This window comes from Verrucomicrobiia bacterium (assembly GCA_023953615.1).
Taxonomy (GTDB): Bacteria; Verrucomicrobiota; Verrucomicrobiia; order Limisphaerales; family JADLHS01; genus JADLHS01.
Genome location: JAMLJH010000002.1, coordinates 1,015,486 through 1,030,489 on the forward strand (window position 1 = coordinate 1,015,486; position 15,004 = coordinate 1,030,489).

Consider the following 15,004-nt stretch of genomic DNA (forward strand, 5'->3'; position numbering starts at 1 on the left):
CATAAACCATCATGCTTACAATTACTGCTGATAAAATTCTGCCCTGCACCATCACTGGCTCCTGGCCGCGCCCACATTGGTTCGATATGAGCATGTGGGGTCGTCCGCTGGATACCTGCATGATGGATGTGAAATATCGCGAGCGCTTTCAAGACGCGCTGGCGACGGTGTTGAGCGATCAAGCGCGCGCCGGCATTGATATTTTGACTCACGGCGATCTGCATTGCGACGACGACATGGCGGGGCGTTCGTGGCATCATTACCCCATTCAACGCTGGTCCGGTTTCAGCGGCGATTATTTGCAGTCGGAGGAGACGCGGTCGCCCTGGCTGCGCTATCCCGCCGGAACGTTGCTCAATGAAATCTACACGGGCTGGCGCTGGCCGCGTGTGGTGGATAAGATTGAGCATCGGCCGCTCGACTACGCGAAGATCTGGCGCATGGCACAGGCGAAAGCCACCAAGCCGGTACGATTTGGCACTTGTTGCTCGCAGGTCATGGGTTTGTTCCTGGATATTCATACCAAGAAATACAAGGACAACCGGGAAGTCGTCTGGGACATGGCGGTGGCCATGAACAAGGAACTGTTGGCGTTGCGCGACGCGGGTTGCAAGTGCATCCAGATCGAAGAACCCACGTTGCATTTCTGGGCCAACACCTACGGCAAGGACCATGACAACGTCAAATTCATGATTGAAGCCTTTAACCGCGAGGTGCAGGGACTTGACGACGTGGAACTCTGGATTCACACCTGCTGGGGCAACCCCAACATGCAACGCGTGATCGAAAACGACAGCTACCGTGAATCCTTCCAATTGTACCTCGAAGCGCTGCGTGGCGACGTGTGGACGGTGGAGATGCGCGATCGTAACATGCGCGAAATCGAATTGTTCGCGCCGCTCAAGGGCCAACTCAAAAAGAAGATCGCCGTCGGTGTGGTCAGCCATCGCACGTTGCAGGTGGAGCTGGCGGATCAGGTGGCCAACTCGGTTCGCACCGCGCTCAAACACATCGCGCCGGAGCAACTCATTGTTTCGAGCGACTGCGGCTTTGGCCGGCAGGGATGCAATCGCGACATTGCCTTCTTCAAAACGGTCGCCATTGCGCAAGGCACGAACCAGGTGCGCAAAGAACTTGGGTTGCCCACCACCTATATCCCGGCGGCTGACCCGCAGTTGCAAACCGATATCGTACCGAAGACTTCAGATCGCTGAGGTGGCAGTGATGGCGGACGGAGACGGCACGGGCCTGGGGCGCGCTGGAGAACCGGTTGCGCCCGGTCGCTCCGAGCGCCGCGCGGATAAATCCAAGCCAGGGATTCGCAACGTCGCGGCCATTTGACTTGTTTTTCCGAAATCAAAAATACTAGGGTGACGCGCCATCATAAACGATTTGCATGACATTATGAAATATCTCCCACTTCTCAGTTCCTGTTTGCTGGCGGCCACGGTCGCCGGCGCCGCCGATTTGCGCATTGGCATCATCGGCTCGGATACCTCGCACGTGCCCGCCTTTACCAAACTGTTCAACGACGCCACGGATCCCAACCATGTGCCGGGTGGCAAAGTGACGGTGCTGTTCAAAAGCGGCAGTCCCGACATCGAATCAAGTTGGAGTCGCGTGGATCAATACGCCACGGAGGTTCAGGAAAAATTCGGCGTGCGGCTGGTGGATTCCGTGGCGGCGCTTTGCAAAGAGGTGGACGTCGTTCTTTTGGAAAGCGTGGACGGGCGGCCGCATTTGGAACAAGCCCGACCGGTCATTCAGGCGGGCAAACCGTTGTTTGTGGATAAACCCGTGGCGGGGACGTTGCGCGACGCCATTGAACTGTACCGACTGGCCCAGGCGAATCGCGTGCCGGTCTTTACCTCTTCCGCCTACCGCTACTACCGCAGTTTGGTGGACTTGCGGCAACAGACCCAGGCGCAAAAAATCAAAGGCGCCATTTCCTACGGTCCCTGCGAATTGGAGCCGCATCATCCCGATTTCTTTTGGTATGGCATCCACCCGACGGAGGCGCTGTTCACCATCATGGGGCCGGGCTGTCAATCCGTGGTACGCGTGAACACGGCGGATACCGACGTCGCCACGGGGATTTGGGCGGACGGACGCACGGGAGTGTTGTACGGCGTGCGCAACAGTTGGGCGCATCAGGTGATTGCTTTTGGTGAGAAGGGAGTGCTGGAGCAAAAAGAAGGTGGCGACTCCTACGCGCCGTTGGTGGTGGAAATCATGAAGTTCTTCCAAACCGGCATCGCTCCCGTGTCGCCCGAGGAAAGCTTGGAAATTTACGCTTTCATGGAAGCAGCTGATGAAAGCAAACGACAAGGCGGCAAGCCGGTGAAAATCAGTGACGTGATGGAGAAAAACGGCGGGGCCGGCATGTTATCAACCTCGCGTTAAACCGCGCCGAAATCATTGAGTTCGTTTCGCCGCTCGTCGCGTTTGGAGCCGTAGCCAACGCCGACTGAGTTGCGGTCAAACCTCCGCAACCCAATTCCGGCGCGCAGGCGGAACTTGCTAAATCCATCAGGCTGGAGTTCACTCAAACCCCATACGAATCTGCCAAAATATGAACGCTTACAAAATTACGGTCCCGCTGTTGCTTGGTTTGATGGCGATGTTCGCTTCCGCCGCTGCCGAGCAGGTATTGTTGCGCCCGGATCACCAGACTGACCTGGCGAAATTTGTCACCACCGATGCCGTACTGGAACGGGCGGGGGCGGCGCCAGCCAGCGCGCTGCGACTCATCACTGGGACTCACCAACGTTGGCCGGGTGTGACGTTGCCCGCGCCGGATGGGCATTGGGACTTGTCGCCCTTCGCCAATGTGATTGTCGCGGTGCGCAACACCGGCACGAATCGCGCCACACTGAACTGTCGCGTGGATAATCCCGGAGCCGATGGCAAACTTAATTGTGTCAACGGCGCCATCACGTTGAACCCCGGTGAAAACGGCTCGCTGCGGGTGTTATTGCGGCGGGCGAGTGGCGGCACCCTGGGTGGCAAGCTGTTCGGCCTGCGCGGTTATCCGGTCGTCCTCGGCGGGCCGGAAACCATCAAACCCAACCACATCACGCAGATTCTGCTGTTTGTTTCCGAGCCCCAAGCCACGCATCAGTTCGATATCCTGACGGTCAGCGCCACGGGCGATTACACGCCGCCCACGGCCTGGGTCACGGATGCCGATCCGTTCTTCCCGCTCATTGACACCTTTGGTCAATACAAACATAAGGATTGGCCGGGTAAGGTTCATTCGCTGGAAGAACTGCAACAGCGGCGCGAAACCGAAGCGCGCGAACTTGCCGCGCAACGGGGGCCGGAGAATTGGGATCAGTACGGGGGGTGGGCCAACGGCCCGAAACTCGAAGCCACGGGATTTTTTCGCACCGCCAAACACAACGGCAAATGGTGGTTGGTGGACCCCGACGGGCGCCTGTTTTTCTCCCACGGCATTGATTGTGTGTTGGCGATTGATGTCACGCCCATCGAGGAGCGCGCGTCCTGGTTTGAAGATTTTCCCGGAGCGCAAGCAGAGTTCGAACGCTTTCACACCAAAGCCTACGCCTTGAAAGGCCATTATGCCGACCGTTCCCCGAAGTGTTTCGCCTTCGCGTCCGTCAATTTGCAGCGCAAGTATGGTCCGGATTGGAGAGCGGTTTATCCCGGGGTCATCCATCAGCGCCTGCGCAGTTGGGGACTTAACACCATCGCCAACTGGTCGGCGGGCGACGTGTTTCTGAAGCGGCGCACGCCGTACACCGATAATGTAGGCTCGCACGGCGCCCGGATGATTGAGGGCAGCGAGGGTTACTGGGGAAAATTCCCGGATGTGTTCGATGCGAGTTTTGCCAACAGCCTGCGCCGCGCCATGGCGGGCAAACGCAAGACGAGCGCGAACGATCCCTGGTGCATTGGCTACTTTTCCGATAACGAAATGTCCTGGGGCGACGAGACGTCGCTGGCGCTGGCGGCGTTGAAATCTCCCGCGGACCAGCCCGCGAAGCTGGCGTTGCTGGCCGATCTGAAGGCGAAGTATGTGGAGATCGAAAAACTGAATCAGGGGTGGGGAACAACCCATGATTCGTGGGACGCCTTGCTCGCGACCCGGGAGACTCCGGACGCCTACAAAGCCCGCGCGGATTTAACCGCGTTTTACTCGCACACGGCGGAAACTTATTTTCGCGTGGTGCGCGAAGCGATCCAGGAAGTCGCCCCACAGCAACTCTATCTTGGTTGCCGGTTTGCCTGGGTGAATCGCTTGGCTGATCTGGCCGCCGGCAAGTATTGCGACGTGATCAGTTACAATCTTTACGAACGCAGCGTGGCCGATTTCAAAAATCCGAGTCACGACAAACCGCTCATCATCGGGGAATTCCACTTTGGCGCGCTGGACCGGGGACTGTTTCACACCGGACTGGTCCCCGTGGAAAATCAGGCGGCGCGCGCGGCCAGCTACAAGGAATACGTGCTCGGAGCGTTGCGACATCCGCAATTTGTCGGCACGCACTGGTTTCAGTATATGGATGAACCGACGACGGGCCGGGTGTATGACGAGGAGAATTATCAGATCGGCTTTGTGGATATCGCCGATACGCCCTACGCGGAAACGATTGCGGCCAGCCGGGAAGTGGGACGACGCTTATATGTTCAACCGTAAGTGCGCCGATTGAGCATCCCGCAGCATTATCGGATTTGAGGCAAGAAAAAAGCGGTCGAAGTAACCTTCGACCGCTTTGCATAGGAGGAACGTTCTGAGTTGATCAGAACCCAACCCGATAGAACATGGAGTCCTCGGTGGGTTTTGCGGGCGCGGGTGGCAGGAACGGGTAGGGCGGTGTTGCCCCCGAAACCGTTTCCCAATCCGCGGTGCTGCCCAGCGTCCGCGACCGTTGCAATGAGCCGGTGGGCCAGGTCAGGCTGGTGCCCACGTTCGCCGTGTCAAAGTTGTATCGCACTTTCAGCGCACTGGTATCCACCAAGGCGTCGCTGGCAAACACTTGTCCGATTTCGTCGGGTTCGAGGATGCGGTTGTAGATTCGGAAATCATCCATTTGTCCGTTCAGTTTTTTCCAATAGCCATCGTGAGACAGGCCCAGTTCCACCGGCTGTCCGGAAGGCCATGACCAAGCGGTCTCCACCGGTTGTGAACCCGAGAGGACCCCGTCAACGTAAGTGGAGAGCGTATCACCAACCACCTGGCTGAAGGTGATTGCGATATGGTGCCAGTTATTGTCAGGCACGTAACCGGCCGAGAATTGGTTTCGCGCACCGTTCTGTCCCTGCCAGAAGATGCCGCCGCCGTCATCCAAACCGATGATGGCGCCGGTGGTGGTGCGCCAGTCAACCAGAATGGCCGCTTCACTTCCCGGACCGGGAATCGGAGCGTTGGCGCGCAACCAGAACGTGATCGTGCCCTGGGCGGTGTTGAAATCCGCGCTGTCGGCAATGACGATTTGCCCGGAACCACTGAAGGAAGCAACTCCGGTGCGCGTTACCAGTTGGGAATCATCGGTGACCGAGGCTTCCCAAACGCTGCCATAATTGATGCCGGGATGGAGGGTGCCGACTGGTTTGGTGTCAGCGACGAAACCGCCGGGCACCACCGAGAGCACAATGTTCCCCGTACCCAGCAAGCCGTGTGCGGCGTGGATACCGATCCGACTTCCCGATAGCGCGTAATTATAGATGGCCACATCACTGATCTGCCCTCCGAAGAAACTATTGCGATCGCGCAAGTCGCCACCGATGCCGACCCGCAGCGGAATCAGCGAGGCCACGGTGGCCGAGGTGGTCGAAGCCGCCACCGCGCCGTCAATGTAAATGACGCCTTCGGTTCCATTCCTTCGCACCGCCGCCACATGGTGCCATTTGCCGTCGTTCACACTGCCGCTGGAGGTCAGGTTGAATTGATATCCACCGCCGTAGATGACGAAGCCAACCCGTCCGTCGCTACCGACCGTGAACATGTATTCCCCATCGTATCCGCCTTCATCGCGTTGCTCAATAATCGGGCCGCCCGTTGTGGTGTTAATCCAGGCTTCCAACGTCAGGTCTGTCGTTCCCAGCAGAGCCGCCTCCAGGCCGCAATCAATGATGCCGCTGTAACCATCGAATTCGTATGCCGTCTTGCTGGCGCTGAAGCCCTGGTAGGCAGGTGGCCGCGGTCCGGGCACGCCCAAGCTGACAAAAGTCAGATTGGTGCCGAAATGGTTGTTTCCGGAATAATCGGAAACGTCCGTTCCGCTGGTTTCATTTAACGGCCAGTAACTGATTGGGCCATCTTGCGCCACATCAGTCGTGTAAAGATCGGGTGAGGCAACCACCGTCAGATGATTGGTCTTGCTCTTGACGTTGCCAAAGGCGTTCACGACCGTCACGGAGTAATCGCCACCATCGGTGGCGCTCACGTTGTTGAGCGTCAACACCGGACTGTTGTCGCCGACCGGCGTGCTGCCGTTCCTGACCCACTGATATTCCAGCGGTTCTCCGCCAACAGCCGCTACCGACCAACCGGCAAAATTCGCGCCGGCGTAAACCGTGCCGCTGGTGCCGGTTAAATCCTTCGTGAGCGATGGCTGCGCCGCCACCGTTACCGTTGCCGTACTGCTGGTAGCCGAACCGTAAGCATTGGCGACCACCAATTCATAGGGACCTTCGTCCTCGAGGGTCGCGTTGGTCTTGGTATAAACGGGATTGGTGGCGCCAGGCAGGTTGGTGCCGTAATGCCGCCATTGATAGGTCAATCCGTTTGGAAGCCCGAAACTCACGGCCGAGAGGGTCAATGTGCCGCCGTAATTGACCGAAGCGTCGGCTGGATCTTTGCCGATCACCGGCTGATCGGTGATGATGAACCCACCGATGGCGCAACTTTCCGCGGAATTGATGCTTCGAGAAGCCGCGCCAAACGTAACTGAATCGCTGGTCAACGCGGGCAGAATCATCAAGCCAACGGGACCGCTGAAGTTTTCATTGCCGCCGGTCCAGATCGCATCGAAGGCGTTGGTGTAAGTGTCCACACCGTCGGCCGTAACGACTCGGGAGGTCGGTTGGCACTTGACCCCGCCCACCAAACCGATCACGTACCCGTTGGGAAAAGTGGTGGTCAATCCGCTAAGGGTATTGGTCCAACCGGTGTTATCTTGGAAACCCCAGGTGACTTCATCGTTTCCGGGCGCCACTGACGATTGATAACCCTCGTCCCATTCGTGTTCCGGATCCACCAAATTGCCAATGTCGCCGGACCACATGTTCACAGTGGTTAGGTGGGCCGAAATGGAGCCGAGGGGAATGATCTCGTCCACTGCGGAGCAGGGTAGTGGGTCGGTATTAATCCAGTTGGCTGCATCTACGCCAAAGGCCCGGGCCGTCACAGGAAAGCCGGTGGTTTGATATCCCTGACCAAACCCGATCGTTTGCGGGGTGGTCCCGGAGTCATAATACCACGCCTGAAAATTCAGGCCGATGGTGGTCCCCGCCTGCGAAGCGCCAAGCATCAAAGCGGCTGCCGGCACGGCAAGCAGGGATTTTCTAATGGAGTTGGGTAACAATTTTCGCTTCATTTTATTTTTACGTTTTGTCTAACCGGAGGTTGAATTATTCAGTTCCAATCCACCTCGTTTCGTCCTGAGTAAAGCGCGGTTGGGCTTCGGGCCAAGACCGTTTGAGGCGGGTTGAACCGAGCCAATTTGCGTCACCACCGATGATGGCCACACCTGTCGGACTCAACCAGTTTGGCGGGATGTTAGCGAAATTTTGAAGACCGACTACCCCACATTCGGGTGGGAAACGGATTGGTGCTGGAAAAGCACAGCCAGACAAGTGCGCCTTCCGTGTGGAGAAAATTTATCTGGGGAATACGCGAGCTAAGTTTGCCAAACTGTGCGCTCAGTACTCAAACTATAGCGGTTTAATTAAAGTTGTAGCCGTGGCACCGAATGAGTGTAACCCCATGAAGGTGGGGTCCGGATGGGGAATGGCGCCTCTGTCCGCGAGGTTTTGGAGTGCGGCAGGCTTCTGCCGCTTTCCGATCGCGGGCCGATGATTCCACAGCGGCAGAGGACTGCCGCAGTCCAAGACGCGGTCGCGGGAATGCTCGTCCCAAACCAAGAGCGGTCGTCCGTTTGACCCCAACGCTTGGCTTGAGGTTGGCGGGCCGCTGCGTCATGTCGGCGGCTATAGGAATACTTAAAATGCGCTAGTGCTCCCGTCCGGACGGAAATACCGGCACGGTCATTTGTTATCTCTGGAAGTAGCGAAGGTGAATCTCAGTACCCACGTCTGGCGCGGATGGAAGTCAGATCTTTATTCCGGGGGGACGACAAAACAGCGTCGGTTGTGATCCGAGCCGCTTAAATCACACTCTTGCGGCGGTTAGCCGTTGCGACCAAAGCCAGCCCGCCCAAGATGATCAGAGTCGCCGTTGTTGGCTCGGGAGCTTGCGCGATGACGATCCCCGGCCCGTTGTTCCCATCCACGCTGAGAACGACATTAAAATTCTGCCAACCTCCATTGATCGTGCCGCCCAACGTATAACTACCGTCTGCATTACCCCAAAGGTTCAGTTCGCTGGCGGGATTGCTATCTAGCCGAAATAGGAGTCCGTATTGGTCCAGCAGGGGATTGGTTATGGGGAACTGCGCATTATTGCCCTCCACATAGACTGAATTGTTATACCAATAAGCGCCAGCGGGCGAAGTGAGGCGGCTCGGATAGTTAACGTAGTCGTCTTCCGCGTAAAGCGTCCAATGGCCGTCAAGGCCGGTAATGGCTCCGCCGGAGATGTCGAGAAAGCCGCTTACGGCATAGAAATCGTTGTTGGAAGAATTGGTGAACACCTGAAACTGCCCCGCACCTGTGCCAGGCCCGAGGTCAAACGAAATGTCGAACCATACGGCTTTACTTTGGAGGCTTGCCCCCAAGACCAGAGCGATGGTGAGAAACAAAGTTTTCATTGTTTGCATATCAATTCTCCTTTTGCGACCGCTTCGAATCAGCAAGTGACTGGCCAACCGTATTTCCCACCCTCAAGCCGACGCGATTCATGGATTCATCCCGATTTAGGAACGACTTTGCCCGGCCCGGGCGCACGAAAAGCGATCATCGGTTTCCGCTTGTCCTCTTTCCAGACACCAAGCGATCACGAAGCATCCAGATTCACGAACGCGGTATCTGGGCAGCGGAGCTGTTGGTTGTTACGAATCTCGCCCCTCAAGGCGCCGCTTCCAGGCGGAAGAAGACGGGGGCGTCATTGGTTGAAGGCGACACGGTCTGATTCAGCGTGTAGCCGGACGCGCGAATCCAGTCGGTGTAGGGAGCCCAGGTCGAAAGATTCGTGCTACCCATCACGCGATAGGCGTGTCCGGGGGCGGTGGGCCAGTCGAGATGAATTTGCTGATTCGGCAGCGGCGTGGCCGTCAGCTTGAAGAGGCCGGCGATGTTGCCGTCACCGGCGTTCGCCTCCACGCGAAAAAAGCGCACCACACCGTTCGTCGTGCTGCCAAGGACATAACTGGTATTCGTCCCCGTCCCCTCGAACCACCCGGTAACGGGTTGCCAGGCAGTGCCGTTGGTGCTGCCATGCACTCGATAGAGGTGAGTGGCAACCGAAGGCCACGAAAGTTGAACCAGTTGATCGCTCAGAGCCTCGGCTCGCAAGCGAAACGGGGGCGGCGGATTGTTGGGATCGGTGCCCGCGACAAACTCAGCCCAATCACTCAGGCCGTCCTGATCGGTATCCGTGTGCGGCGTCCGCAGCGGATCCACCGTGCCGAACTTTTCCAGTTCATAGGCGTCTGGAACGCCGTTGGTGTTGGCGTCCGTGAACGTGTAGTCGCCAATGAAACTGATGCTGCCACCGGCGCTGAGCGTTTGGGTCTGACTGGGCGGGGTCGCAAAATACGGGACGTCGCCGTACTGGATGGTGTAAGTGCCCGGCGCCGCGTTGGTGATCAGCAACGTGCGGCCGCTGGCAGTGCGACCGCTCGGGCCAGCCAGGGCAAAGACACTTTGCCAGAGGTTATTCGTAATCGCGATGGTGCCGGGCACAACGGTGCTGGTGGTGATGGAAACGTCGTCAATCAACCAACCCAGCCGCGGCGGAGCGTCGAAGGAGAACAGGAAGTGATACCAGACGACGTAAACGACATTGCCCAGAAACGGTGTCAGATCGAGTTCCATTTCCTCCCAGCCAGCGGAGTAATCTTCCCCATACTGATAAAGCAGTACGGGTTCGCTGGCGACGTTGGTGATGATTTCAATGGCGGCCAGTTGAATGTCGAAATCACCCTGAGCCATGAAATCGTAATTTTGCCAGAAATGGAGCGTCGCCTGGTTGCCGCCAGTGAGGAGAATTCCAGGACTGATGAGATAGGATTCAAATTGACTGACGGCAGCACCGTTCCGAATTGTGCCCCAGACGTTCGTGCCGGAGTGGGCCGTTTCACCATAACCCGGCGTTCCGCGCGTCCAGCCGCTTTCAGATTCGTCCGCTGTAATCACGGACCAGTCGGTATTGTTGGTTTCCAGGTTGTCGAACCAGGGCGGCGTGAGCGGTTGCAACGTGGTGAAGGAATAAAGTTGTCCGTCATTGTCATCAATGGTGGTGTTGCCCGCCCGATCCCGACTGGTGACGCGCAGATAATAGGTGGTGCTGGGTTTGAGGCCGCTCAGAAAAACCTCGTGCGCCGTGGTGGGCAGGGCGTCGTAGGCGACGAAGTTATTGGGCAGATTGCCGGGCGATTCGCTGTATTGCACCAGGGAATCTGCGTCCTTGCTCGTATCCCAATAAACCATCGCTTCCAGATACCCCGGCTCGATCACGACGTTGCTAATGACTGGCGCGGTGGTGTCAATGGTGGCGGTGGTGGAATTGGTGCGGTTCACCGCCGCGTCGAAGTAATCCACGAACACTGTGTTTTGCGCCTGCGCCCACAGCACTCCGGGTAATTCGTCGTTCACGGGCGAAAATAAAACGCTACCCCGGAACAACCCGGCTCGAGGTGTTTCCAGCAAGGTTGCGTTGACTTGATTGGTGTGCTCCCAGGTGCCAACCGTTACCTGAACTGAACCTTGTCCGCCCCGCGCGACGTCTTCCACCTCGATGATGGCGCGGCCCGGCGTGGAATACACGTCGCTGTCGAGTGATACGCGACTGGCGTCGCCGGCGGGCGCGAGGAAGTTCAATGCGTTCTGCAGCAACCCGGCGCGATTATTTCCGATGCCACTGCCCAGCGGCACCGTATCGAGCGGGAACGACAGAAACACTACGCGTCCCGGCAGGTCCACGCCAGTCTTGGGCGCGCGCAATCCGACGATCTGCCCATCCGCCAGCATCACGGGCGCGGCATTGGTGGTTGGGGTGATCCAGTCGGACGGATCGCTGACGCCCACCAGTTCCAGGAACGTCATCAGATCGTCATAATTTTCCCGGTAATCCAGATCGGTGCTGATTCCCGCTCCGATCGGATCGCCTGGATAGCCGCTAATTTCGTCCACCGGCTGATCTTCGACATTCGCCTGCACTTGCAAAATGTCCTTCACAAAACTCGTCGCTCCCGCTTCACCGAGGCGGGTGACGGTATCCATGCCGGAGATGAACAATGAGCCGCCGTTGGTGACGTAACTCGCCACGACCGATACGAGCGAAGGGCTGGGAGCGGAAATTTCATCCATCCGCCAAATCAGGCAACGAAATGACTGCAACTGTTGCAACGTCGGCAGGTTGTTGCCGGTGGCGTCAAAAACCTGAAAGTTCGCGCCCACGGCGGTTAACGCATCCGTGTATCCGGAAAGCGGAGGCACGGCAATAAAACCGTTTTCCGCGTAGGAATCCAGCAGCAGCACGGCGGAAGGTTGGGGATTGGTGGCGATGAAAAGCGCGCCATTGTTGTTATTGGTGGTGCGGTTGCCCGCAGCGTCACTGGCCACCACAAAAAAGTTTATCGTGGAGCCGGGAGCCACGCCGGACAGATAAATCGTTTGCTCATTATCGAGAACATTATTGGTGACTGACAGGTCGGGAGTCGAAGCGCCGTAATACACCTCGCCTCGCGCCGCTTCATCGGTGTTCCATTGGACGACCAACTGTCCGAATTGGCCGCTGGTGTGAAGACCGGAAATAATCGGTGGTTGCAAATCTGCCTGGGCGGTGGCGGTTCGCGTTCCCGCCGGAGCGGTATCCTCGTAAATCGCCTCGACGATATCGCCATGTGCCACTTGCAAACGGCCATCCGCGACCGCGCTGCCGGTGGCGGTGGTGACGGAGTTGGTGAAATTGCCGCTCGCGTCTCGCGCGAACAAGGTGATCGCTTCACCCGCTGGTTCAGTGGTGCTCCGTAGTTGAATCGTGACGCTTGGCTGTCCGGCCAGATCGTAGTCCACCAACGCGATACGGATTTGATCTGGAGCGCGATAGAATTGGCGGTCCAGCGTGATGATTCCAAATCCGGGTGCGACGAAATGCCCGGAAGCCACCAGCGCAAAATCCTGATCAATGGCGGCGGTATCCTGTCGGGCATCTTCCACGACCCGCGTTCCCCGCACGCGAATGATGTACTCGCCCGGCGCAGGCGTCGCGAGATGCACCGCTTCCACGTTATTGATCGAGTCTGGCAGAGGGGCGTTGGGAATGGACTCGCCATCGTTGAATTGGTTGCCGCGATAAATTTCTCCCGTCGGCGTGATGACTTCCAAATCGAGATCGTTGACGAGCGCCACGGCGGCGGCGGGCAGACCGGGAACATCGGTGTAGGCCAGCGTGATTTTCAAAGGCTCGTCAGAACTGCCAACCAAAATGCGTTTCTCGAACACGCCGCCGTTGGTAAGTAGCGCGGTTTGATCGGTAAAATCATAATTCCGTGTGGAAGCCAGCAGCGCCGGTAAATCTACGCGACCCCAACCTTCGTCGTTGTTCGGAACGGCGGCGGCGGTGGTCAGGCCGTCGTCCATATCTGTGGCGGAATTGATCAGCGCCGCTTTGACCAGGGCCGGGGAAGGGGTGACGCCATTCTGATGCTCGCGCCAGTACTGCACAAAAACCGCCGCCGCCCCGGCAACGTGCGGACCAGCCTGACTGGTGCCGCCTTGATACAGGTAATTATCCGAGATCGGCCACCACGCGTAACCGTCGTTGGCATAGACCGATCGCAACGAAGCGATCCAGCTTCCCGGCGCCGTCAGGTCGGGTTTGATGCGGCCATCCGCACACGGACCGCGACTGGAGAAATCTGACATTGCCTCCTCGCCTTCTGCATAAATGGCAAAGTCTTCAATGGGTAGATTGAAGCGATTATTTTGCGAGGCGCCGGTGGCGATCACATTTTTAGCCACCGCCGGACTGCCGATCGTTTGTTGATTTGGACCGGCGTTGCCGGCGGAAAATTCCAGGATGTACGGTTGATCCCCCAACGCGAGCACGTCAGCGTCACGCACCAATGCGTCAAACTCCATGGCGCTGACGTCGTATTGTCCCTGCGTGTCGTCACCCCAACTGTTCGAGCCAATGTCTGCGCCCGCGCGTTTGGCATCGCGGGTCAAGGTTTCAAAACTTGGCGGCGGCGCGTAACCACCGGCCGCATCGAAAATGCGTTGTCCAATCAAACTCGCTCCCGGCGCCACGCCCAATCCGTATAGAAAATTATCCTCATCGGTCTCGCCCGTCGCGCCGTTGCCCGCAATGATCCCGGCGCAATGTGTGCCGTGACTGTGCTCATCCGCCGCGTCTTCCAGTTGTCCGGGCGTGCCGTAATAGAACAGCGCCCGCACGCGACCTTGAATGTCCGGATGCATGGAATTGGTGTCGCCACTGTCCAGGCCGCTATCCGCAACGGCGACCGTCACGCCCGCGCCGTTGTAACCGAGCGCTTGCATTTGCGTCTGATGCGTCGGACCGTCGCCCGCCACGATCCGGCTGGCAATTTCGTCAAAGAGTTTCATGCGCGGCGCCGGTTCGATCCACAGCACGGCTTCCGAAGCGGCGAAGGTTTGAAATTGAGCACGGGCAACGGTACCGCGCAAGATACGCCCGGTCGGTAGCGATGTTTCATGTTCTAATTGATGAAACTGACTGCGCGCCTGCTGGAGCTGAACTTCGTTTACGTCGGTGAGAACGGCGGCCACCGCCACCTCGTCGTTGGTGGTTGTGGTGGACAAAATTTGCGTCAAGCGCGGCTCAACTTTTTGTTCCGCGCCGTAACGTCCAATGAATTTTATCCAGCCCAACGCTTGCAGATCGCTCAACGCGGCGCTTTGCAGTTTGGCTACGAACGCGTCGTCGGGGACGTAACGCAGGAGCGTGACCCCCCGCTGTTTCAGCAGTAATTGCTCGGATGCGGTCAAGGTTTGGTTGAATTGGATGAGGAACAAGCCCGAGGCGGTGAGCGGCGCGCTCGAACCGGGAGCCGCCGCGGCCGCCACCGCTTCAATCGGTGAGGGCAGGGGATTGCGCAGTCGGATGGGTTTGTCCGCCGCACTTACGGTTAGGCAACTGATCGCTCCCGCCAGCCACCAGCCCGACCAGCGGCGCAAAAACGCTGGAAATATCACGGCGTGAAACTAAGCGGAAAGCGGCAGAATTACAAGGCGTCGCCGCGCGAAATTCTCTCGCATGTAGCGTTGCTTTATGGGCCATGTCCGCTGGCGAGGAAATTTAGCGGCGGTCATAGACCGCCGCTACAAGCAACGCAGGCGCTCGCTCGTTTTAATGAAATCGCCAGCTTCGGAGGCGCGGTAGATGGTAGTGTTAAATGCTTTTGGCGTCTTGGCAGAACAGGCCAAATCATTCGGTGCGGAATCAGATCCGCAGTTGGCTTATTGCCCATCGTGTAGCGCCGGAGGCGCGGCAGAAGGTAGCCCACAGCGCAAGCTGTGGGTTCTGGTCGGATAAATTACCAGCCCCGGTAGGGGCGATAGAAAATCGTCGTCGCATACCTAAATCTGTCGCCCCTCCGGGGCTTGATTCGGGGCCGTCACTTTCCCACGGCTGACGCCGTGGGCTACTGTCTGA

6 protein-coding genes are annotated in these 15,004 nt (G+C 58.0%); 3 read left to right on the forward strand and 3 right to left on the reverse strand.

Features of this window, described 5'->3' with window-relative positions; genetic code table 11:
• Positions 1 to 11: 11 nt before the first annotated feature.
• The 3 genes from M9920_14615 to M9920_14625 all read left to right on the forward strand — a co-directional run bounded on the left by M9920_14615 (position 12) and on the right by M9920_14625 (position 4,660).
• Positions 12 to 1,214, forward strand: a complete 1,203-nt coding sequence (locus tag M9920_14615; GenBank protein MCO5053514.1) for a cobalamin-independent methionine synthase II family protein — start codon at positions 12 to 14, stop codon at positions 1,212 to 1,214.
• 190 nt (positions 1,215 to 1,404) lie between these two features.
• The gene (locus tag M9920_14620) at positions 1,405 to 2,403 is read left to right on the forward strand and encodes a Gfo/Idh/MocA family oxidoreductase (protein MCO5053515.1); all 999 of its coding nucleotides are present in this window, start codon (positions 1,405 to 1,407) and stop codon (positions 2,401 to 2,403) included.
• Positions 2,404 to 2,572: 169 nt separating this feature from the next.
• Positions 2,573 to 4,660, forward strand: a complete 2,088-nt coding sequence (locus tag M9920_14625) for a beta-galactosidase (protein MCO5053516.1) — start codon at positions 2,573 to 2,575, stop codon at positions 4,658 to 4,660.
• A gap of 103 nt (positions 4,661 to 4,763) precedes the next feature.
• Here M9920_14625 and M9920_14630 read toward each other — a convergent pair whose 3' ends face one another.
• The 3 genes from M9920_14630 to M9920_14640 all read right to left on the reverse strand — a co-directional run bounded on the left by M9920_14630 (position 4,764) and on the right by M9920_14640 (position 14,544).
• Entirely contained in the window at positions 4,764 to 7,562 is a 2,799-nt protein-coding gene (locus tag M9920_14630) for a LamG domain-containing protein (GenBank protein MCO5053517.1), read from the reverse strand.
• 789 nt (positions 7,563 to 8,351) lie between these two features.
• Positions 8,352 to 8,963 carry a hypothetical protein gene (locus tag M9920_14635; GenBank protein MCO5053518.1) on the reverse strand — a complete coding sequence of 204 codons (612 nt, stop codon included), beginning with the start codon at positions 8,961 to 8,963 and terminating at the stop codon, positions 8,352 to 8,354.
• 247 nt (positions 8,964 to 9,210) lie between these two features.
• Positions 9,211 to 14,544, reverse strand: a complete 5,334-nt coding sequence (locus tag M9920_14640; GenBank protein MCO5053519.1) for a S8 family serine peptidase — start codon at positions 14,542 to 14,544, stop codon at positions 9,211 to 9,213.
• Positions 14,545 to 15,004 lie beyond the last annotated feature (460 nt).